Source organism: Clavibacter sp. GW821-FHT01D01, assembly GCF_059422605.1.
In genome coordinates, this window is sequence record NZ_JBWKXC010000001.1 from 238,943 (window position 1) to 257,262 (window position 18,320).

Annotated in this window: 17 protein-coding genes; 12 read left to right on the forward strand and 5 right to left on the reverse strand. The window is 75.1% G+C overall.

Annotated elements, in window-relative coordinates; all coding sequences use genetic code 11:
* Nucleotides 1–218 precede the first annotated feature (218 nt).
* From AC07VC_RS01200 to AC07VC_RS01230, 7 genes are all read left to right on the forward strand, one after another.
* Nucleotides 219–3,566, forward strand: coding sequence for a DUF7507 domain-containing protein (locus AC07VC_RS01200; protein WP_494674726.1), 3,348 nt, complete (start codon nt 219–221; stop codon nt 3,564–3,566).
* Complete coding sequence (locus AC07VC_RS01205) at nt 3,563–4,444, forward strand: TasA family protein (protein WP_494674725.1); 882 nt, start codon at nt 3,563–3,565, stop codon at nt 4,442–4,444. The genes AC07VC_RS01200 and AC07VC_RS01205 overlap by 4 nt, the downstream gene beginning before the upstream one ends.
* Before the next feature lie 140 nt (nt 4,445–4,584).
* Complete coding sequence (locus AC07VC_RS01210) at nt 4,585–5,445, forward strand: sortase (protein ID WP_494674724.1); 861 nt, start codon at nt 4,585–4,587, stop codon at nt 5,443–5,445.
* A complete protein-coding gene (locus AC07VC_RS01215; protein WP_494674723.1) occupies nt 5,442–6,086 on the forward strand; it encodes a signal peptidase I in 645 nt (214 codons plus the stop codon). The genes AC07VC_RS01210 and AC07VC_RS01215 overlap by 4 nt, the downstream gene beginning before the upstream one ends.
* Nucleotides 6,083–6,688, forward strand: coding sequence for a TasA family protein (locus tag AC07VC_RS01220; protein ID WP_494674722.1), 606 nt, complete (start codon nt 6,083–6,085; stop codon nt 6,686–6,688). Before AC07VC_RS01215 ends, AC07VC_RS01220 begins: the two co-directional genes overlap by 4 nt.
* 125 nt (nt 6,689–6,813) lie before the next feature.
* A complete protein-coding gene (locus AC07VC_RS01225) occupies nt 6,814–7,506 on the forward strand; it encodes a hypothetical protein (RefSeq protein WP_494674721.1) in 693 nt (230 codons plus the stop codon).
* Between the two features lie 309 nt (nt 7,507–7,815).
* Nucleotides 7,816–8,793 (forward strand): nuclear transport factor 2 family protein, encoded by a 978-nt coding sequence (locus tag AC07VC_RS01230; RefSeq protein ID WP_494674720.1) that lies wholly within the window; start codon nt 7,816–7,818, stop codon nt 8,791–8,793.
* A 114-nt stretch (nt 8,794–8,907) separates the two neighbouring features.
* On the opposite strand, the gene AC07VC_RS01235 is transcribed toward AC07VC_RS01230, so the two are convergent.
* From AC07VC_RS01235 to AC07VC_RS01245, 3 genes are all read right to left on the reverse strand, one after another.
* Nucleotides 8,908–9,837, reverse strand: a complete 930-nt coding sequence (locus AC07VC_RS01235) for a LamG domain-containing protein (protein ID WP_494674719.1) — start codon at nt 9,835–9,837, stop codon at nt 8,908–8,910.
* 14 nt (nt 9,838–9,851) lie between these two features.
* Nucleotides 9,852–11,000, reverse strand: a complete 1,149-nt coding sequence (locus AC07VC_RS01240) for a S26 family signal peptidase (RefSeq protein WP_494674718.1) — start codon at nt 10,998–11,000, stop codon at nt 9,852–9,854.
* 88 nt (nt 11,001–11,088) lie between these two features.
* Nucleotides 11,089–11,751 (reverse strand): hypothetical protein, encoded by a 663-nt coding sequence (locus tag AC07VC_RS01245; RefSeq protein WP_104291155.1) that lies wholly within the window; start codon nt 11,749–11,751, stop codon nt 11,089–11,091.
* 228 nt (nt 11,752–11,979) lie between these two features.
* Here AC07VC_RS01245 and AC07VC_RS01250 point away from each other — a divergent pair, with 228 nt between their 5' ends.
* Complete coding sequence (locus tag AC07VC_RS01250) at nt 11,980–12,492, forward strand: MarR family transcriptional regulator (RefSeq protein WP_494674717.1); 513 nt, start codon at nt 11,980–11,982, stop codon at nt 12,490–12,492.
* Entirely contained in the window at nt 12,489–12,917 is a 429-nt protein-coding gene (locus AC07VC_RS01255; RefSeq protein WP_494674716.1) for an NUDIX hydrolase, read from the forward strand. Before AC07VC_RS01250 ends, AC07VC_RS01255 begins: the two co-directional genes overlap by 4 nt.
* Before the next feature lie 34 nt (nt 12,918–12,951).
* Here AC07VC_RS01255 and AC07VC_RS01260 read toward each other — a convergent pair whose 3' ends face one another.
* On the reverse strand, nt 12,952–13,701 hold the full coding sequence (locus tag AC07VC_RS01260; protein ID WP_494674715.1) for a phosphotransferase: 750 nt from the start codon (nt 13,699–13,701) through the stop codon (nt 12,952–12,954).
* Nucleotides 13,702–13,759: 58 nt separating this feature from the next.
* On the opposite strand from AC07VC_RS01260, the gene AC07VC_RS01265 reads away from it, so the two are divergent.
* The 3 genes from AC07VC_RS01265 to sufU all read left to right on the forward strand — a co-directional run bounded on the left by AC07VC_RS01265 (nt 13,760) and on the right by sufU (nt 16,991).
* Nucleotides 13,760–15,154 (forward strand): MFS transporter, encoded by a 1,395-nt coding sequence (locus AC07VC_RS01265; RefSeq protein WP_494674714.1) that lies wholly within the window; start codon nt 13,760–13,762, stop codon nt 15,152–15,154.
* 92 nt (nt 15,155–15,246) lie between these two features.
* The gene (locus tag AC07VC_RS01270; protein WP_494674713.1) at nt 15,247–16,554 is read left to right on the forward strand and encodes a SufS family cysteine desulfurase; all 1,308 of its coding nucleotides are present in this window, start codon (nt 15,247–15,249) and stop codon (nt 16,552–16,554) included.
* Nucleotides 16,551–16,991: a Fe-S cluster assembly sulfur transfer protein SufU gene (gene sufU, locus AC07VC_RS01275; RefSeq protein WP_494674712.1), complete on the forward strand. Its 441-nt coding sequence runs from the start codon at nt 16,551–16,553 to the stop codon at nt 16,989–16,991. The genes AC07VC_RS01270 and sufU overlap by 4 nt, the downstream gene beginning before the upstream one ends.
* A 75-nt stretch (nt 16,992–17,066) precedes the next feature.
* Here sufU and AC07VC_RS01280 read toward each other — a convergent pair whose 3' ends face one another.
* Nucleotides 17,067–18,260 carry an FAD-dependent oxidoreductase gene (locus tag AC07VC_RS01280; RefSeq protein WP_494674711.1) on the reverse strand — a complete coding sequence of 398 codons (1,194 nt, stop codon included), beginning with the start codon at nt 18,258–18,260 and terminating at the stop codon, nt 17,067–17,069.
* Nucleotides 18,261–18,320: the final 60 nt, after the last annotated feature.

The window sequence follows — 18,320 nt, forward strand, 5'->3', positions numbered from 1 at the left end:
ATGGGGGCTACTGGTTCACCTAGATCGCTACTGGGACCCTGTACCCGCTCTGATCAGCAGATTAGCGTCAGATGGCAGGCCGGGGGGCCTGAGGCGCCCCGCCCGGGGCGCACCGGAGCACGGGGGTGGTCGAGGTGGCGCGAGCGCGTGCTGTCCATGCTGCCCGACCGGAGACGGACAGGCCGCGCCGTCCTCTCGTCCGGCGCATCGCCGCGACCGTGGTCGCCGCCCTCGCCGCCACGCTCCTCGTGACCCTGCCCGCGCAGCCCGCGACCGCGGCCACGCAGCTCATCGCCGAGTCCTTCGGGAACGCGAACGTGCCGGATCCCGCCTGGAAGCCGCTCGGCAGCGCCTGCCTGACCCGCGCGACGACGGCTCCGCCGAGCGGCAGCAGCACGCTCGGCATCTGCTCGAGCCGCACCCTCGCCCCCGCGGCCGCGACCACGCCGGGATCCCTGCAGCTGACCGACAACCGCGGCAACGCCACCGGCGGCGTCGTCTACGACACCGCGATCCCCGCGAACGGCGGACTCGACATCCGCTTCGACCAGTACCAGTACGGCACGGCCACCAGCGGCGCCGACGGGATCGGCTTCTTCCTCGCCGACGGCGGCGTCTCCCTCACCGGGGCCGGTGCGGCGGGGAGCGCGCTCGGCTACTCGCAGGCCGGGACGATCCCGGGCGTCAACGGCGGCTACCTCGGGGTGGGACTCGACGCCTACGGCGGCTTCTCGAGCACGAACGGCGGCGGGACCACGGGCTCGGCCTGCGTCACGCCGCCCGGCCAGCGCCCCAACGCGATCGCCCTGCGCGGACCCGGTCAGGGCACGGCGGGGTACTGCTACCTGACGGGCGCGACGCTCCCGACCGGCAAGACCCTGCGCGGCGTGGCCACCACCACCACGGCCACCGCGCCCGGCGCGGACCTCGGCCGCAGCATCCGCATCACCGTCTCGTCGGCGCGCCTCCCCGTCGTCACCGTCTACCACGGTCAGACCGCGGGGCTCGCGGACTCCGGCCTCACGCAGGTCCTGCAGTACACGATGACCACGCCCGCGCCCTCCTCCTTCAAGCTCGGGTACGTCGGGTCGACGGGCGGCCAGACCGACGCGCACCTGATCCGCAACGTCCGCGTCTCCTCGATCGACGACCTCCGCGCCCTCAACCTCGTCAAGCAGATCGACCGCACCGTCGCGCAGCCCGCCGCCTACGTCGAGGGCTCGGTGATCCCCTACCAGTTCGTCCTCACGAACACCGCGGGCGTGCTGCTGCTCAACCCGACCGTGACCGACCCGAACGCGACCGGCATCTCCTGCCCGGTGGCGGTGGGGATCATCATCGGCGGGTCGATGACCTGCACGGGCCAGCACCGCGTGACCGCCGCCGAGGCCCTCGCGGGACCGTTCGTGAACACCGCGACCGCGAGCGCGCTCAACGTCCTCATCCCCGTCAACAGCAACCAGAGCACCGTGACCGCGCCCATCGCCACCCCCGCTCCCGCCCTCTCGCTGGAGAAGGTCGGCGTGCTCACCGACTCCAACGGCAACGGCCGCGCGGACGTCGGGGAGCGCATCGCCTACACGTTCACCGCGCGGAACACCGGGAACGTGTCCCTGCAGCAGGTGGCCGTGACGGATCCCCGGGTCACGGGCATCACCCCCGCGACCGCGTCCCTCACCCCGACCACGGCGTCCGCCGCCGGGATCGGGACCTCCACCGCGACCTTCACCGCCGCCCCGTACACGGTCACCCAGGCCGACGTGAACGCCGGCACGACCCTCGTGAACACCGCCACCGCGAACGGCCGCACGCTCGCGGGGGTCGCCGCCCCCACCGCCACATCCACCTCCACCATCCAGGTCAACCACGGCCCGGCCGTGACGGTGACGAAGGACGCGGTCCTCACGGGCGGCGCCGCGGTGGGCGCCACCATCGACTACTCCTTCCGGATCACGAACAGCGGCAACGTGCCGCTCACGGGCGTGGCCCTCACCGACCCGCTCGCGGGACTCTCCGCGATCACGTACGGCACCTGGCCGGGCACCGCGGGCTCCCTGCCCATCGGGGGATCGGTCACGGCGACCGCGCGCTACACGGTCAAGCAGACCGACCTCGACGCGGGATCCGTCGCGAACACGGCGACCGCGCGCGGCACGAGCCCCGCGGGCATCGTGGCGTCCGGACAGGCCACGCGGAACGTCTCCTTGGCGCGGACCGCCACGATCGCCCTCACCAAGACCGCGTCCGTCGCGAACGTGCCCGCCGCGGGCAGCCCGATCACGTACACGTTCCGCGCCACCAACACGGGCACGACGACCCTCACGGGCGTCAGCGTCTCGGATCCCCGCCCGGGCGTCTCGGCGCCCGCCTACACCTGGCCGGGGACCGCGGGCACGCTCGCGCCCGGGCAGGTCGTGACGGCCACCTCCACCTATGCGGCGACCGCCGCGGACGTGCAGTCCGGCTCCATCGTCAACACCGCGACCGTGCGGGCCACGACATCGGCGGGCGCCACGATCACGCAGACCGCGACCGCGACCGTCACCGCCGTGCCGGACCCGCTGCCCGACGCCGCCACCACCGCCCAGGGCGTGCCCGTCGTGATCGACGTGCTGGCCAACGACGGACGCGCGGCGACCGGCGCGACCCTCAGCCGCGCCCAGCAGTCCGCGACGCCCACCCTCGTCGGCGGCGCCGCCGGACCCGTCCCGGCCAGCCCCGTCTCGGGCAGCGTCACCTGCGTCGCGACCGGCACCGAGCGCGGGCGCTGCACGTACCGCTCGGCGGACTTCTTCACCGGCACCGACGTCTTCGACTACTCGCTGTCGAGCTCCGTCGGCACCTGGAACGTGCGCGTGACCGTCACGGTGACGCCGCTGAACCGGGCCGCCGTGGCACGCCCGGACCGCATCGTGGCGACGACCGGCGGGCCCGCTGTGTCCGTGGATCCGACCCTCAACGACACCGACCCCGACGGCGACGCGCTGGCCGTGACGGGGGCGACCCCGCCCTCGGGCCTGCGCGGCACCTTCTCGTGCGCGGCGACGGCATGCACCTACACGCCGGCCGCGGACGGGTGGACGGGCACCATCGTGATCCCCTACTCGGCGACCGACCGGCCGTCGGCCCCGGGCACCGGCATCGTCGTCTCCTCCACGATCACCGTCTTCGTCGACCCCGCCCCCCTCGCCCCGCGCGGGTTCCACCACCGCGACACGGCGACGCAGGCAGCCGGCACCGGCTCCTGGACCAGCACCACGACGATCGGCGCCGCCACGGCGAGCTGCGTCGCGGGCCGGCCGAGCACCGCGCTCGCGTGGGCCGCGACGCCGGGCGCGACCGCGTTCCTCGTGGAGCGTCGCGTCGCCGGCGCCACGCCGGGCGCCTGGATGCAGGTCGCCCGCCTCGGCGCCGACGCCACCGGCTTCACCGACGACCGCGTGGGCGAGTCCCGCTCCTACCAGTGGCGGGTCCGACCCGACCTGCACCGGTGGACGGGCGTCGCCAGCGCGGCCACGGCCGCCGTCCCCCAGCCCGCCGCCGTCGACGCGAGGGGCTGCGGATGACCGCGACCCCCCGCCCGCGCGCGGCCGATCCGCCGCCGCGCCGGCCCCCGCAGACCCCCGCATCCGGTCGCCCGGATGCGCGTCCCGCCCCTCCGGGCGACGACGCCGCACGACCCCGCACCACCACGCACCTGCACCACCTCATCAGCACCACCATCGAAGGGAACAGCACCATGAGCACCACCGCACCGGAGAAGCGCCCCGCACCCTGGCGCAAGATCATCGCCACGGGCGCGATCCTGACCGTCGGCGCCCTCGCCACGGCCGGCGCGTTCGCCGTCTTCACGGACTCGGACACCGCGTCGCTCGACGTCGATGCGGGCCAGCTCGACATCGTCGCGACCGGCGACTACACCGTGTCGGACATCGCCCCCGGCGACACCGTCGAGCGCCCCATCGACCTCGAGCTCCCGGCTGCGACCAACGACGGCGACCTCGTCGCCGCGGTGACGTTCGGCGTCGCGGTCACGGACGACGTCCCCGGCACCGACGACGTCACGCTCCCGGGCGGCGGCGAGTCGCTCGTCGCCGGCGCCGAGGGCCTCACCTACGAGCTCGTGACCTGCTCGGGCGGGACGTGGACCACCGCGGCCGCCGCGGACCGCGGGCCGTACACGTGCGACGGCGCCCAGGTCGTCACGAGCACCGGGAAGCTCTCCGCCCTCACCGGCGCCGCCGGTGCTGTGACGCTGACCCCCGCGGCCTTCGGCGTGACCCCCACGGCGGACGGGACCTTCCCGTCCGACTCGGAGGACGTCGCGCTCAGCACGCTGATGCGCCTCGTGCTCCCCACGGCCGCGGACAACGACTACGAGAACGCGTCCGCGACGATCACGTACACGGCGTCCGCCATCCAGCGCGACGGCCTGCAGCGCTGATCTGACGGTCGGGTCCGGCACGCGCCGGCACCCGACCGTCCCCGAGCGGGGCGCCGATCGCGTCGGCGCCCCGCTCGACCGCACGACCCGCGCGCGGAGCTCCCCCTCTCCCCCGCGCAGACGACCCGGAAGCCCCCTTCATGCACGCACGCACCGGCACGGCCGCCGCCGCCGCGCTCTGCCTGACGCTGCTCGCCGCCGCCCCCGCGGCCGCCGCATCCTCCGCTCCCCCCTCCGCGCCGCTCGTGGACGGGGCCTCCGCGGACGAGCGCGCCCTCGTCGTCCGCGAGGTCCCCGGCCCCGCGTCGCGCCTCCGCGACCTCGCGCCCGGCGACTCCGTGGTGTGGGCCGCCGAGGTCATCAATGCCTCCGCCTCCGGCTCGCCGGTGCTCGTCGACCTCGACGCCGGCGGGGACGCGACCCTCGCGGGCGATCCGCGCGACGGCCTCCAGCTCGACGTGGTGCGGTGCGACGCCGGGTACGCGGCCGTCGCCGACCGCCCGCTCACGTGCCGCGGTCCCGTCGTCCGGCTCGGCACCGGTCCCGCGGCGACCCTCGGCCGCCTGGGCACCAGCATCCCGCTGGCCGCGGGCGACAGCACGAGCGTCGGCGTGCGCGTCTCGTTCCCCGCCTCGGCCGGGAACGAGGCCGAGGACACAGCCGCGTCGCTCCGCGTCACGTTCTCCCTGCTCGACGCGGCAGGACCGGGGCCCGACCCCGTGGACCCCGGCCCCGTCGACCCGGACCCTCAGCCGGGCGACGGCGACCCGGTCCCGGGCGACGCGACCGACCCCCCGGACGCCGGCGCGGGCACCCTGCCGGCCGCCGCGGACGACGACCCCCGCCGAGGGCCCCTGCCGGTCACCGGACGCGACATCGCCTCCGCCCTCTCCGGCGGGCTCCTCACGCTCGCGGTCGGCGCCCTCCTCCTGATCGCGTCCCGGCGTCGCCGTCGGGGCGCGGACGCCGGACCCCCGGTTCCGCCCGAGGCCGCGTCGTGAGCCGCCGCGCGCACGTCGTCGACGCCGCCGCCCCGGCCGCGGTCCCGGATCCCGGGACGCCCGCCGCGGCCCTGCGCCGGCGCCGCGGTCCCCTCGCCCGCGCGCTCGCCGCCCTCGGCGGCGTCGTCAGCGTCGTCCTCGCCCTCGTCGTCGTCGTCGTCCTGCTGCTGACGCTCACCGGCACGGCGCGGTTCGTGCCCGTGCTCTCGAACTCGATGGCGCCGGGCATGCCCGTGGGATCGCTCGCGGTCACCCAGCCCGTGGACCGCGAGGACACGGCGGTGGGCGACGTGATCGTGTTCACGGCGCCCGTGGGCCCCGCCATCCGCGTCATCCACCGCGTCGTCACCGTGTACGGGCCCGAGTACGCCGACCGCATCGACGGCTGGAGCCCGGACCTGCTGGTCATGGAGACGCAGGGCGACAACAACCCGTCCCCGGACCCCTGGATCGTCACGGTCAGCGACGACGAGATCCAGCGCCGCACCGCGGTCGTCCCGTACCTCGGCTGGCCCGGGGTGTGGCTCAGCGATCCGGGCACGCGCAGCCTCGCCTTCGGCGCCGCCGGCGCCCTGGTCACCGCGTGGGCGCTCGTGGCCGTCTGGCGCCGCCCGCCGCGCGCCGCGGAGGGCCGGTCGTGAGCGGCCGCCACGTCGTCGCGGGCTCCGGCGGTCCCGCGCGCCGTCGCGTGGGCCTCGCGACGGGAGCCGCCCTGCTCGCCGCGCTCCTCGGCGGCGGCGCCGCCTACGCCGTCCTCGTCGACCGCGACGACGCCGTGACCCGGATCTCCGCGGGCGCCGTCACGCTCGACTGGGGCGCCGCCGGCACCGACCAGACGACGGTGCCCGTCACGGGCCTCCGCCCGGGCGGCCAGGCGGTGCGCATCGTGGACCTCACGAACACCGGGTCGGTGGCCGCCTCGGAGCTCGCCCTGGAGCTCGGCGGATCGGCGCTCGGCAGCACCTCCGACGGCCTGCAGCTCGCGCTCGACCGGTGCTCCGTCCCGTGGACCGGCGCCCCGGGCACGGCCGTCTGCTCGGGCACGGTCACGGCCGTGGTGGCCGACCGTCCCGCGCAGGGACGCGTGATCCTGACCCAGTCGCCCGCGCGCGCCCCTGGCGTCCGCGACCACCTCCGCCTCACCCTGCGCCTGCCCGAGTCCGCGCCCCCGACCGCGCAGGGGCTGTCGGGGTCCGTCACCCTCCAGGTCCTCGGGAACCAGCGCCCGGGCGAGCAGCGCTGACCCGCGGAGGATCCCCACAGGTCACGGAAACATCACGGGACCCAACCTTCTCCGGAGGGGCGCCGAAGGACCTTGCGACTCCAAACGGCGACCACGTCGGTCGCCCTGACAGCAAAGGATCCATCATGCGCAACCTCACCAAGTCGGTCTTCGGCCTCGCCACCGCGGGCTTCCTCGTCGTCGGCCTCGCGGCCTGCTCGACCCCCGCCGAGACCCCCTCGTCCTCCACCTCCGCCGCGCCGTCCGCGTCCGCGACGACCGAGGCCGACCCCACGCCGCTCGCGTCGATCCCGACCCTGACCGGCGTCGACACCCAGGTCACCCTCGACTCCGGCTTCACCGGCGCCCTCACGACGCTGGGCCTGACCCCCGGCGTCATCGGCACCGCCACCCTCGACGGCGCCACCGGCACCCTCGCGTTCCCCATCACCGGCGGCAACGTGGACTACTACGACCCCGAGATGGACTACCGCCCCTACGTCCAGGGCGAGATCGACCACGAGGGCTCCGGCATCAGCCTCACCGCCGGCGACACCGTCGTGAAGCTCACCGACTTCGTCATCGACCCCGGCACCAGCCGCCTCACGGGCTCGGTCCAGGTCGGCGACGGCGAGGTCATGAACGACGTCTACATCTTCAACCTCGACGGCACGACCCTGAACCCGCTCCAGATGGAGGGCGACAACGCCGTCCTCGAGGGCACCACCGTCAAGGTCAGCCCCGACGCCGCCGCGCTGCTGAACACCACCTTCGGCACCGACGCCGTCACCGACGAGCTCGTCGTCGGCATCGCGAAGATCACCGTCAACACCAAGTAGCACCCACCCGGCACACGCCGGCAACGCACCACACGAACCGCCCGGCCCTCGACGCCGGGCGGTTCGTCGTGCGTCCGGCGCCTTTCCCCGGGCACAGGGAAGCCCCCTCGCATGCGCGGCGAGGGGGCCCCTGCCGGGTGACTCGGACCCGGTGCATGGCCTTCGGAACGGAGGCGGCAACGGGCGGGCGGCGCGGCGATTCCCGTCGGCGCCAGGTCGGCGTGGAGCGCGCGACGTACCAGGAATCGCTGATGAGCGCGCGATCCATGCACAGCGGGTCTTCCCAGCCGGAGGCCCCACCGTGTGTGCATGAGAGTTCAACGAAACCCTGTCCCCCTGATCGCCCGCGGCGCCGCCGCCCTGGCCGGGGTCGTCGTCCTCGCCGGCTGCTCCGCCGCGGGATCGCCCTCCGCCGCCCCCGGCTCCACCCCCGACGCGACGTCCGCCGTCGCCACGACCGGCACGGCAGGCGACGGCGGCACCACGGCCGACCGCGGCGACTCCGCCGCGGAGGCTCGCAACGCGGACGTGATCTCCACGCTCCTCACGGAGGCGTTCCCGGATCCGGCCTCCGCGGAGGCGCAGGAGGCGGCCCGTGCCGCCGTCTCCCCCGACGCGGTCGCGTACGGTGCGGGCGCCGCGGCAGGACCGGACGGGCTCCTCGCCGAGTTCGCCGCCGCGCACCAGCGCGTCCCCGGCGCCCAGGCCGTCGTCAAGCGCACCGCCGCCGACGGCGACCTCGTGGCCGTCCACTGGCAGGTCGCCTCCGACCCCGCCGACGAGCGGACGGGCGAGGCCGCGGTCGACCTCTTCCGCCTCGCGGACGGGAAGGTCACCGAGCGCTGGTCCTTCGACCAGGCGATCGCGCAGGGGACCCCCGCCAGCGGCAACGCGAACACGATGTTCAGCGACCTCTACGTGGGCGCACCGGACGCGCCCCGCCCGACGGAGCAGCAGGAGGAGGCGGACCGCCGGCTGGCCGTCGGCGCGTACGACGCCCTCTTCCGGGATCGGGACGTGAGCGTCCTCGACCGCTCCTTCGACTCCGCGTACCTGCAGCACAACCCCGTCGCGCCGAACGGCACGGCGGCGCTGAAGCAGCTCTTCAGCGGCGGCGCGCGGTTCCCGGCGCAGCAGTCCGTCATCTCGCTCGCGGACGGCGACCTGGTCTGGACCTTCTCCCAGGCCGTCGACGCCCAGGCGGGCGACCCGTTCCTGGCCGCCGACGTCTTCCGCGTGGACGACGGCCTCATCCGCGAGCACTGGGACGTGGTGCCCGCGCGCTGATCTGCGCGCATCACCGCGGCGCGCCGCCGGGTGCGGCTCACCGCCGAGGCGCGACGGGACGGTGCGACGGGACGGTGCGACGGCGCGATGCCGGGGCACCGCCTGGCCGCCTCGTCAGCGACCGGCGACGTAGTGGGCCTGGACCTGCGCGGGCGTGAGGGCGGTCCTGTAGACGGCGGCGAAGCGCATGCTGCCGACGAAGTAGTTGCTGCCGGCGTTCGGCCAGCCCGACGTGTTGTCGTAGCCGATCCGCCAGTAGCCGGAGTTGGCCTCCGGTGCGGTGAAGGCCGTGTTGCCGGCCACCCGGGCGCCGTCGACGTAGAGCGTCATGCCCCCGGTCGGCGACATGGTGGAGACCATGTGGTGCCAGGCGCCGTCGGCGACCACGCCCGGACTGGTCAGGGTCTGGTAGTTGCCGTTGTTGTAGGTGCCGAAGACCAGCTGGCCCGTGGTCGCCACGTAGGTGTGGCGGTCGTAGGCCGAGGAGGACCCGGTCGCCGAGTTGCCGAAGCCGATGAGCTTCCCGCCCCGGACCGTGGTCTTGAACCACACCTCGGTGCTGAACGTCGCGGGGGCTGCCGCCTGCAGCGAGTTCGTGACGAAGTCGTTCCCGTCGAGGACGTACGCGCCGCCGGGGTCGCGCGGGCAGGCCCGGCCAGCGGCCGTGGACGTGTCGCTGACCATGGTGGTCGGCTGGGTGGTCAGCAGGGGCAGGGGCCGGAACGTGCCCGGGTAGGCGCCGGACGCGATGTCGGCGGCTTGACGGGATCCGCTCGCCTCGTTCAGCGGGTAGGCGAACAGGGCGTTGGCCTTGTCGGCCGCGAAGGCGCTCGAGCAGGTGAAGTACGCGGCGGACGACGCGGCGCTGTTGTTGTCGTTGCGGATCGACGCGGTGTAGGCGCCGTTCGTGCCGGGAGCGAGCAGCAGCACCGCGCCCAGGACCACGGCGACGGCCGAGGCGGCGACCGCGGCGGCGCGGGGGCGGCGTCGGCCCGTGGGCCGGAGCGCTGCGCTGCGGCGGCGGACGCGGTCGGCGAGTCCCATGCGATCCCCCTCGCTCATCGCCCGGCGGCCGCGGAGAACGCGGGCTCGAGGCGGTCGTGCTCCCCCGAGACGTCCGTGGGGACAGTCTGCCCGGTCGCGGCGGCGAGGGCCAGCGACTCGAGGGCGGCCGCGTCGTCCGCAGCTGCGGCGTCCTCCGCGACGGCCTCGGGATCGACGGCCGCGACGGCGAGCACGCGCTCCTCGCGCTCGGCGGGCAGGCCGACGATGAGCGTGTAGAGGAGGGGGACGGCGCAGAGGCCGTAGAAGAGGATCCAGCCCCAGAGCGGCAGGTCGAGGGTGGTGGCGATGTCGTGGAACTGGCCGGTCTCGCCGACGGGGGCGGTGACCTCGCCGACCTGGCCGGCGACGAGGGTGGTGCTCGTGCCCCCCTCGACGGCGACGCGGATGGGGAGGAGGCCGGTGTTGACGATGCTGGCCTGCACGTCGTCGCCGCGGGTGACGGCGTCGAGGACGACGAGGGCGACGAAGGGGCGTAGGACGAACACGACGAGCGTCGCGACGAGGGAGGTGCCGAGCATGCGCATCGAGGCGCGGTGCGTGGGCGAGGAGATGAGGCGGGTGAGGATCATGACGATCACGAGGCCGGCGAGGAACAGGGGCAGGCCCTTCGCGAGCCAGCCGAGGCCGGGGAGGATCGTGGTCGCCTCGCCGATGAGGTGGGTCTGGTCGGTCTTCCACGGGTCGACGGCGCCGTTGATGTCGCCCTGGGTGGTGAGGCCGTCGGCGTCGACGGCGATGACGCGGTGCGTGTAGGTCTCGTCCGGGGTGGTGGAGGGGTGGAAGCTGACGACGTCGCCGACCTGGACGTCCTCGAGGAGGACGGGGGTGGTGAGCAGCAGCGTGCCGACGGGGGCCGTGGTGCCCATCGACGGGGTCTGCACGACGAACCAGCGGCCGCCGGAGGCCTGGAACAGGAGCGTCGCGGCGACGAGGGCGGTGAGGAGGACGGTGGCCGCCCACATCGCGATCGTGCGGCGGCGGACGGAGCGGGAGGTGCGCGCGGCGCGTCGGGTCGCGCCGCGCGCGGGGAGGACGGGGGCGGTCGGGTCGAGGTGCGCGTCCTCCGTGACGATGTCCAGCTCGAGGTCGAGCTCGAGGTCGCGGAGCGCTGTGGTGCTCGCGCGGTCCTGGATGTCGGTCATGGTGCACCTCCCGTGTCAGGGGCTGACGGATGGATGGAGCGGGGCCGCCGGTGGCGGCCCCGCGGGGTCGTGCGGGGTCGTGCGGGGACTAGCTGGCGAAGGTCCAGGTGAGGGGCAGCGAGGCGCCGAGGCCCTGGTACGTGTTGCCGGCGGAGGCGTCGAGGGTGACGGCGAAGGTGAAGTCGCTGCTGGCGCCGGCGGCGAGGGCGGTCAGCGTCTTGGCGGGCGAGCCGGCGAGGGTCGCCGCGGTGCCGGAGAAGACGTTGGTGCCGCCGGAGGTGATGACGACGTTGAGCTTGGAGCAGAAGTCGGTGGCGGAGCCGTTGACGGCGCCGTTCTTCGTCTGCAGGCACGCGGCGGCCGGGGTGAGCGTGAAGGTCGCGGCGTTCGAGGTGCCGACGTTCTTGATGTTCACGACGCTGGTGACCGTCTGGCCGGGGATCATCGTGGTCGAGCCGCCGAACTTGTTGATGGTGGAGCAGGTCGCGGCGTTGGAGTCGACGCCGCCCGTGGCGCTCGTGCTCAGGCAGGTGACGGTGGGGGTGCCGTTGGCGCCGGTCTGCGACTCCTGCATGACGAGCGTGCCGGAGGCGGCGGTGTTGTTGCTGTTGGTGATCGAGGCGACGAAGCCCGAGAGCGTGCCGGACATCGACACGGAGAGGAGGACGGCTGCGGCGACGCCCGTCGCGATGGCGAGGGGGGCGAAGCGGACGCGGCGGGTCTTGGCGGCGGGGGCGATGTGGTGCGACATGTTCTGGCTCCTGGATCGGGATGGAAGGGGGCTGTGAGAGCCCCCGAGGAGAAGATCGGTGACTCGCTTTGCAAGTAACTCGAATGTACAGCTACTTGGGATTAGTGCAATCCCCCCACTGCGGGGGCCACCGCGCGCCGAGGGGGGACAGGGGGCTGCGAGCGCGCGTTACAGTCGCTGGACCGCCTCGGGATCCGCCCGGATCCCCCGACACAGGGACGCCCGACGATGACCCCGGAGAGAACCGCCTCCCGCCCCGACGAGTCCACGGCCGTGGACCCGACGGCCGTGGAGTCCCTGGCGAACGCGCTGCACATGATCGAGACCGCGCAGCGCCACCTGCGCACCCGGATCGCCCAGGACATCGGCGTGAACGTGACCGACCTGACCGTGATCAGCGTGGTCGGCGACCTCGGCCGCATGACCCCGAAGCTCCTGGCCTCGGAGATCTCCATGGGCACGGGCGCCGTGACCGCCGTGATCGACCGGCTGGTCGGCGCCGGGCACCTCGACCGCGTGCCGAACCCGCGGGATCGCCGCAGCGTCTTCCTCGAGCTGACCGACGCCGGCCGCGCGACGCTGGAGCGGATGACCGACGACTACCGCGCCGCCGCCGCCGCGCTGCACGCCTCGCCGTCCCTCGGCACCGAGGAGACGGCGGAGGACATCGCGCGCGCCGCGATCGCGATGACCGCGCACACGCTCGACGGGCCGGACGCGGCCGGAGCCGCGCGCGCATGAGCACGACGGACCCCGCGGCCGCCCTGCCCGAGGGGTGCCAGGTGGTGCTCGTCGACGCGGCCGGGCGCATCCTCCTGCAGCTGCGGGACGACATCCCCGCCATCCCCTTCCCCGGCATGTGGGCCCTGCCCGGCGGGATGCTCGAGGCGCCCGAGACCCCGCTCGCGTGCATCGTCCGGGAGGTCGAGGAGGAGCTCGGGGCGCGCATCCCGGCCGCGGACGTCGTGCACCTGATGAGCCGGACGCGCTCCTACGGCGTGGAGCACACGTTCACCGCGCGGCTCGACGTGGCGGCCGAGGACATCCGGCTCACCGAGGGACAGCGGGTCGCGTGGTTCCCCGTGGACGAGGCCGTCGGCATGGAGCTGGCTTACGAGGACCGCGACGTGCTGCGGGAGGTCGCGGGGCGGCTGCCGCGCGGCTGAGGCCGGGGCGGCACGCGGCGCGACTGGGCTCGGACTAGCGGGCGGCAGCGGGCCCGTCGGCGTCCAGGACCCCGCGGAGGAACGCGGCGTCCGCCGAGTAGTACGCGGCGTCGTCGCGCAGGTGCGGCTTCCCGAGCTCGTCGGCCGTGGCGATCGAGACCGCGGCGAGGTCGTGGAGGCGGAGGATCGCGACGCGCAGGACGTCGGCGAAGGAGGCGCCTGATCCGTACGCGGCGAGCAGCAGGCCCACGCGGCGACGCGCGTCGTCCATGCCCGGGGCGCCGTCCTGCGCCGACCCCGACAGCGGCACGGCCCGCGTGGCGAGGTACGCCAGGTCCCAGATGCGCGGCCCGGGCGAGCACATGTCGACGTCGATCACGCCCGTCAGGCGGCCGTCGGCGAACACCAGGTTGTGCGGCGCGAAGTCGTTGTGGCAGACGACCTCCGCGGGCACCTTCGTCGGCGACTGCCAGACGGCGCCGTCGAGCGCGAACCCGACGCTCGCGTCGTGCAGCTCGCGGAGGCGGCGGCCGGCCTGCTCGAGCACGTCGTCGGTCCAGACCCAGGCGGGCAGCGGGTACACGGGCACGTCGCCCTCGAGGAAGGTCAGCCGCTCGCGGCCGTCCTCCACGCCGAGGGGCTCGGGGATCCCGACGACGCCCGCGAGCGCCAGGTGCCGCAGGTAGCGGTGCACGGTCGGGGTCCAGGGGCCGGCGTCGCGGAGGACGGTGCCGCCCTCGCGCTCCACCCTGTTCATGTTGCCGCCGGCGAGGGGTCCGTCCATCCGGCCAGGCTAGGCCGCCCGCCCCGGGCGCGACACGTCCACCGACTAGGTTGCGAGCATGAGCACCACCGCGCCCGCGGGCGAGCACGCGCCCGACGAGACCGTCCCACCCCGCCGACGGGTCGCCGCCTGGGCGCTGTGGGACTGGGGATCCGCCGCCTTCAACGCGGTCGTCACCACCTTCGTCTTCAGCACCTACCTCGCCAGCAGCCTGTTCGTGGATCCCGCGATCGTCGCGGCCGCGGGCGACGACGACCGGAACCCCGCGCTCGTCGCCGCGAAGGCCGACACCTCCGGCGTCATCTCGCTCGCGCTCACCATCGCGGGCCTCCTCATCGCGCTGCTCGCGCCCGTGCTCGGGCAGCGGTCCGACGGATCCGGTCGGCGCCGCCTCTGGCTCGGCGTGAACACGGGCGTCGTGGTGCTCGCCATGCTCGGCATGGTGCTGGTGGAGCCCGTGCCCTCCTACCTGTGGCTCGGCGCCGCGCTGCTCGCCACCGGCAACGTCTTCTTCGAGTTCGCGAGCGTGAACTACAACGCGATGCTCGTGCAGGTGAGCACCCCGCGCACGGTCGGCCGGGTGTCCGGCCTCGGCTGGGGCATGGGCTACGTGGGCGGCATCGTGCTGCTCGCGCTGCTGCTCGGCCTCTTCCTCTTCGACTTCGGGACGCCCGGCGCGTCCGGGCTCCTCGGCCTGCCGTCGGGGGCGGAGGGCGGCGCGCTCGACGTGCGCATCGCGATCCTCGTGGCCGCGATCTGGTGCGCCGTGTTCTCGATCCCCGTGCTGGTGGGCGTGCCCGAGATCCCGTCGGCGCCCGGGCGCGCGCGGCAGGGGGTCGTCGCGTCGTACCGCGTGCTCTTCCGCCGCATCGTGGAGCTCTACCGGGAGTCGCCGCGCGTGCTCGTGTTCCTCCTCGCGAGCGCGGTGTTCCGCGACGGGCTGGCCGCCGTGTTCACGTTCGGGGCGATCATCGCGGCCCAGGTCTTCGGCTTCAGCACCACCGAGGTGCTGCTGTTCGGCGTGGCCGCCAACGTGGTCGCCGGCATCGGCACGTTCGCGGCCGGATGGTTCGACGACCGCTTCGGCGCGAAGCCCGTCATCCTGGTCTCGCTCGCGTGCCTGGTGGTCGGCGGATCCGCGGTGCTCGCCGTCGGCGACGCGAAGGCCGGCTTCTGGGCGACGGGCCTGTTCCTCTGCCTGTTCGTGGGACCGGTGCAGTCGTCGAGCCGCACGTTCCTCGCCCGCATCTCCCCCGCGGGCCGCGAGGGCGAGATGTTCGGCCTCTACACGACCACCGGACGCGCGGTGTCGTTCCTCGCGCCCGGCCTCTTCGGCATCGCCGTCGCGATCACGGGCGACACGCGCTTCGGGATCATCGGCATCGTGATCGTGCTCCTCGCGGGCCTCGTGCTCATGACGCGGGTGCGCGGGGCGGACGCGCGCGCGGCCTGAGGCGGGTCGCGCACCCCGGCGCCCGCCCGCCCGCGACGCGCCGGGGTCGTCACGGTGTTGCGCCGGAGGCCCGCTGCGGGTGGAGTGGTCGGATGCAGACCGCACCGCACGACGTCCCCGCGGCCGGACCGGCGCGACCCGCCGGACTGACCGGCGACGAGATCGCCGCCCTCCGCCGCGACTTCCCCCTGCTCGACACGGAGGTGGACGGGCACCCGCTCGTGTACCTCGACTCCGCCGCGACCTCGCAGAAGCCGCGCGCCGTGCTGGACGCCGAGCGCGCCTACCTGGAGCACCGCAACGCCGCCGTCCACCGCGGCGCGCACACCCTCGCGGCGCTCGCGACGGAGGAGTTCGAGGAGGCGCGCGAGAAGGTGGCGCGGTTCGTCGGCGTCGACGCGGGCGAGATCGTCTGGACCTCCAACGCGACGGAGGGCATCAACCTCGTCGCGCACGGGCTGGGCGAGGCGAGCGCGCCCGACGCCATCCGGGTGCGAGCCGGGGACGAGATCGTGGTCACCGAGTCGGAGCACCACTCCAACCTCATCCCCTGGCAGCAGCTCGCGCGCCGCACGGGTGCCCTGCTCCGCTTCATCCCGGTCGACGACGACGGCGCCCTCCTCCTCGACGCGCTCGACGACGTGATCACCGACCGGACGCGCGTCGTCGCCCTCGCGCACGTGTCCAACGTGCTCGGGGCCGTCGCGCCGCTCGCCGCCGTCGTGGCGCGGGCGCACGCCGTCGGGGCGCTCGTCGTGCTCGACGCCTGCCAGTCGGTGCCGCACCTGCCGGTGGACCTGCGCGCGCTCGACGTCGACCTCGCCGTCTTCAGCGGGCACAAGATGCTCGCGCCGACGGGCATCGGCGTGCTCTACGGGCGCCGTGCGGTGCTGGAGGCGCTGCCGCCGTTCCTCACCGGCGGGTCGATGATCACGACCGTCACCATGGAGTCCGCGGAGTTCCTGCCGCCGCCGCAGCGCTTCGAGGCGGGCACGCAGCGCATCTCCCAGGTGGTGGCGCTCGGCGCCGCCGTCGACTACCTCCAGGCGGTCGGCATGGACCGGGTCGGGGAGCACGGCCGCCGCCTCGGCGAGCGCCTCGTGCAGGGCCTCACCGGGATCCGCGGCGTGCGGGTGATCGGCCCGGGCGCCGGCCGGGACCGGGTGGGCCTCGCCGCGTTCGACCTCGCGGGGGTGCACGCGCACGACGTGGGGCAGATCCTCGACGACCGCGGGATCGCCGTGCGCGTCGGGCACCACTGCGCGCAGCCGCTCCACCGCCGGCTCGGGCTCACCGCGTCCACCCGGGCGAGCGGATCGCTGTACACGACCGACGCCGAGGTCGACCTCCTCCTGCAGGGCGTCGAGGACGCGGTCGCCTTCTTCGGGGTGGGACGGTGACCGCCGCCGCGGGCTCCGGCGGGCTCTACCAGGAGCTGATCCTCGACCACTCGCGCACCCCCGAGGGCCGCGGCGCCACCGACGGCTGGGCGCTGCGGGCGCACCAGGTGAACCCGACGTGCGGGGACGAGGTGACCCTCGGGATCCGCGTCGAGGACGACCGGGTCGCCGAGGTGCGATGGGAGGGGCGGGGCTGCGCCATCTCGCAGGCGTCGGCCTCGATGCTCGTGGGCGTCGTCGACGGCGCGCCCGTGCCCCAGGTGCTCGAGCGCATCGCGGAGTTCCGCGCCGTGATGCGGGGACGCGGCACCCTGCAGCTCGACCCGGAGGCGTTCGGCGACGCCGTCGCGCTCGACGGGGTCGCGAGGTACGTGGGGCGCGTGAAGTGCGCCATCCTGCCGTGGACCGCCCTCGAGGAGGCCCTGGCCGGACGCTGACGCGCGAAGGCCGGCGGCGGTCATCGGACGCGGACGCCGGCCGGCCACGCGCGCCGATCCGGGGCCGCCGGGCCCTCAGGACCGAGCGGGATCGCGCGTGCCGGTGACGGTCCCGGCGTCGGTGCCATCGGGCACGGGTCGACGGGCCGTGAGCGGGATCACCACGCGGTCGCGGAGCACGCGGCCCACCGGGCCGAGGTGCTTGATCCGGTCGAGTTCCTCGCCCTGCCGGATCACCGACACGACCCGCGCATGGCGCCGCAGGGCGAGCCGCGCCACGACGCCGTCCGGGTCGGTGCCGTCGGCGAGGAGGCGGCCGAGCACCGCGGCGTCCTCGAGCGCGAGGGAGGCGCCCTGCCCGGACGCGGGCGAGATCGCGTGCGCGGCGTCGCCGACGAGCGCGACCCGGCCGGAGCCCCACGCGGGAGGCGCCTCCCGGCGCTGCACGCGGACGCCGAGCTCGGGGGTGGCCGCCACGAGGTGCGCGAGCGGCAGCTCGTCCCGCCCGACGAGCCGCAGCAGCAGGCGCGCCCAGTCCTCCGGAGCCGCCGGGACGACCGGCGTCCGTCCGCGCCGAGGGGCGGGGACGCGGGGGTTCGCGAACCATCCGACGGTGCCGTCCTGCAGGGAGGCGCAGGCCACGAAGCAGTCCCGTCCGAAGCGGAACTCGAGCGTGCCCGACGGGGCCGCACAGGAGGCGGGCAGCGCGCCCGCCCGGGCCGTGCCGCCGACGTAGACCAGCCCGGGACGGTCGTCCGCCGCCCGGCCGCCGATCCCGAGCCCGGCCCGCACCGCCGATCCGACGCCGTCCGCGCCCACCGCCAGGTCGCCCGTGTGCCGCTCCCCGGACGCGCTGACGAGGGTCGCTCCCCGCGCGTCCTGCTCGAGGCCCGTGACGGCTGCCGCGTGCACGGTCCGCACGCCCACGCGCGACGCCTCCGCCCGGAGCAGCGCGTGCAGCTCCGCCCGCCGCACCGAGCGCGTGACGTGGCGCGCGCCCGCGGGAGGGCCGAGCGGGAGGTCGGCGAGGCGGCGCCCGTCCGCCGCGTGGATCCGCACCCACGGGGTCGCCTCGCCGAGGCGGCTCGCCGCGTCGCCGAGCCCGAGGGCGTCGAGCGCGGCCATGCCCTCGCTCGCGACCTGGAGCCACGAGCCGGCCTCCTCCGCGGTCTCGCGGCGCTCGAGCACGGTCGTCGCGTGGCCCGCGCGGTGGACGGCGATGGCCGTGGCGAGCCCCGCGATGCCGCCGCCCGCGATCACGACGTGCATGCGGATGTCCCGTGGACGGTCATGGTGGGCCCCTCGGCCGCCCGGGATCGGCGGTCGTCG

What these genes read in the sequence shown, in the direction of transcription:
- AC07VC_RS01205 (WP_494674725.1), top strand. Translation starts at nt 3,563, where the DNA reads ATGACCGCGACCCCCCGCCCGCGCGCGGCCGATCCGCCGCCGCGCCGG.
- AC07VC_RS01210 (WP_494674724.1), top strand. Translation starts at nt 4,585, where the DNA reads ATGCACGCACGCACCGGCACGGCCGCCGCCGCCGCGCTCTGCCTGACG.
- AC07VC_RS01225 (WP_494674721.1), top strand. Translation starts at nt 6,814, where the DNA reads ATGCGCAACCTCACCAAGTCGGTCTTCGGCCTCGCCACCGCGGGCTTC.
- AC07VC_RS01230 (WP_494674720.1), top strand. Translation starts at nt 7,816, where the DNA reads ATGAGAGTTCAACGAAACCCTGTCCCCCTGATCGCCCGCGGCGCCGCC.
- AC07VC_RS01235 (WP_494674719.1), bottom strand. Translation starts at nt 9,837, where the DNA reads ATGGGACTCGCCGACCGCGTCCGCCGCCGCAGCGCAGCGCTCCGGCCC.
- AC07VC_RS01240 (WP_494674718.1), bottom strand. Translation starts at nt 11,000, where the DNA reads ATGACCGACATCCAGGACCGCGCGAGCACCACAGCGCTCCGCGACCTC.
- AC07VC_RS01245 (WP_104291155.1), bottom strand. Translation starts at nt 11,751, where the DNA reads ATGTCGCACCACATCGCCCCCGCCGCCAAGACCCGCCGCGTCCGCTTC.
- AC07VC_RS01250 (WP_494674717.1), top strand. Translation starts at nt 11,980, where the DNA reads ATGACCCCGGAGAGAACCGCCTCCCGCCCCGACGAGTCCACGGCCGTG.
- AC07VC_RS01255 (WP_494674716.1), top strand. Translation starts at nt 12,489, where the DNA reads ATGAGCACGACGGACCCCGCGGCCGCCCTGCCCGAGGGGTGCCAGGTG.
- AC07VC_RS01260 (WP_494674715.1), bottom strand. Translation starts at nt 13,701, where the DNA reads ATGGACGGACCCCTCGCCGGCGGCAACATGAACAGGGTGGAGCGCGAG.
- AC07VC_RS01265 (WP_494674714.1), top strand. Translation starts at nt 13,760, where the DNA reads ATGAGCACCACCGCGCCCGCGGGCGAGCACGCGCCCGACGAGACCGTC.
- AC07VC_RS01270 (WP_494674713.1), top strand. Translation starts at nt 15,247, where the DNA reads ATGCAGACCGCACCGCACGACGTCCCCGCGGCCGGACCGGCGCGACCC.
- AC07VC_RS01280 (WP_494674711.1), bottom strand. Translation starts at nt 18,260, where the DNA reads ATGCACGTCGTGATCGCGGGCGGCGGCATCGCGGGGCTCGCCACGGCC.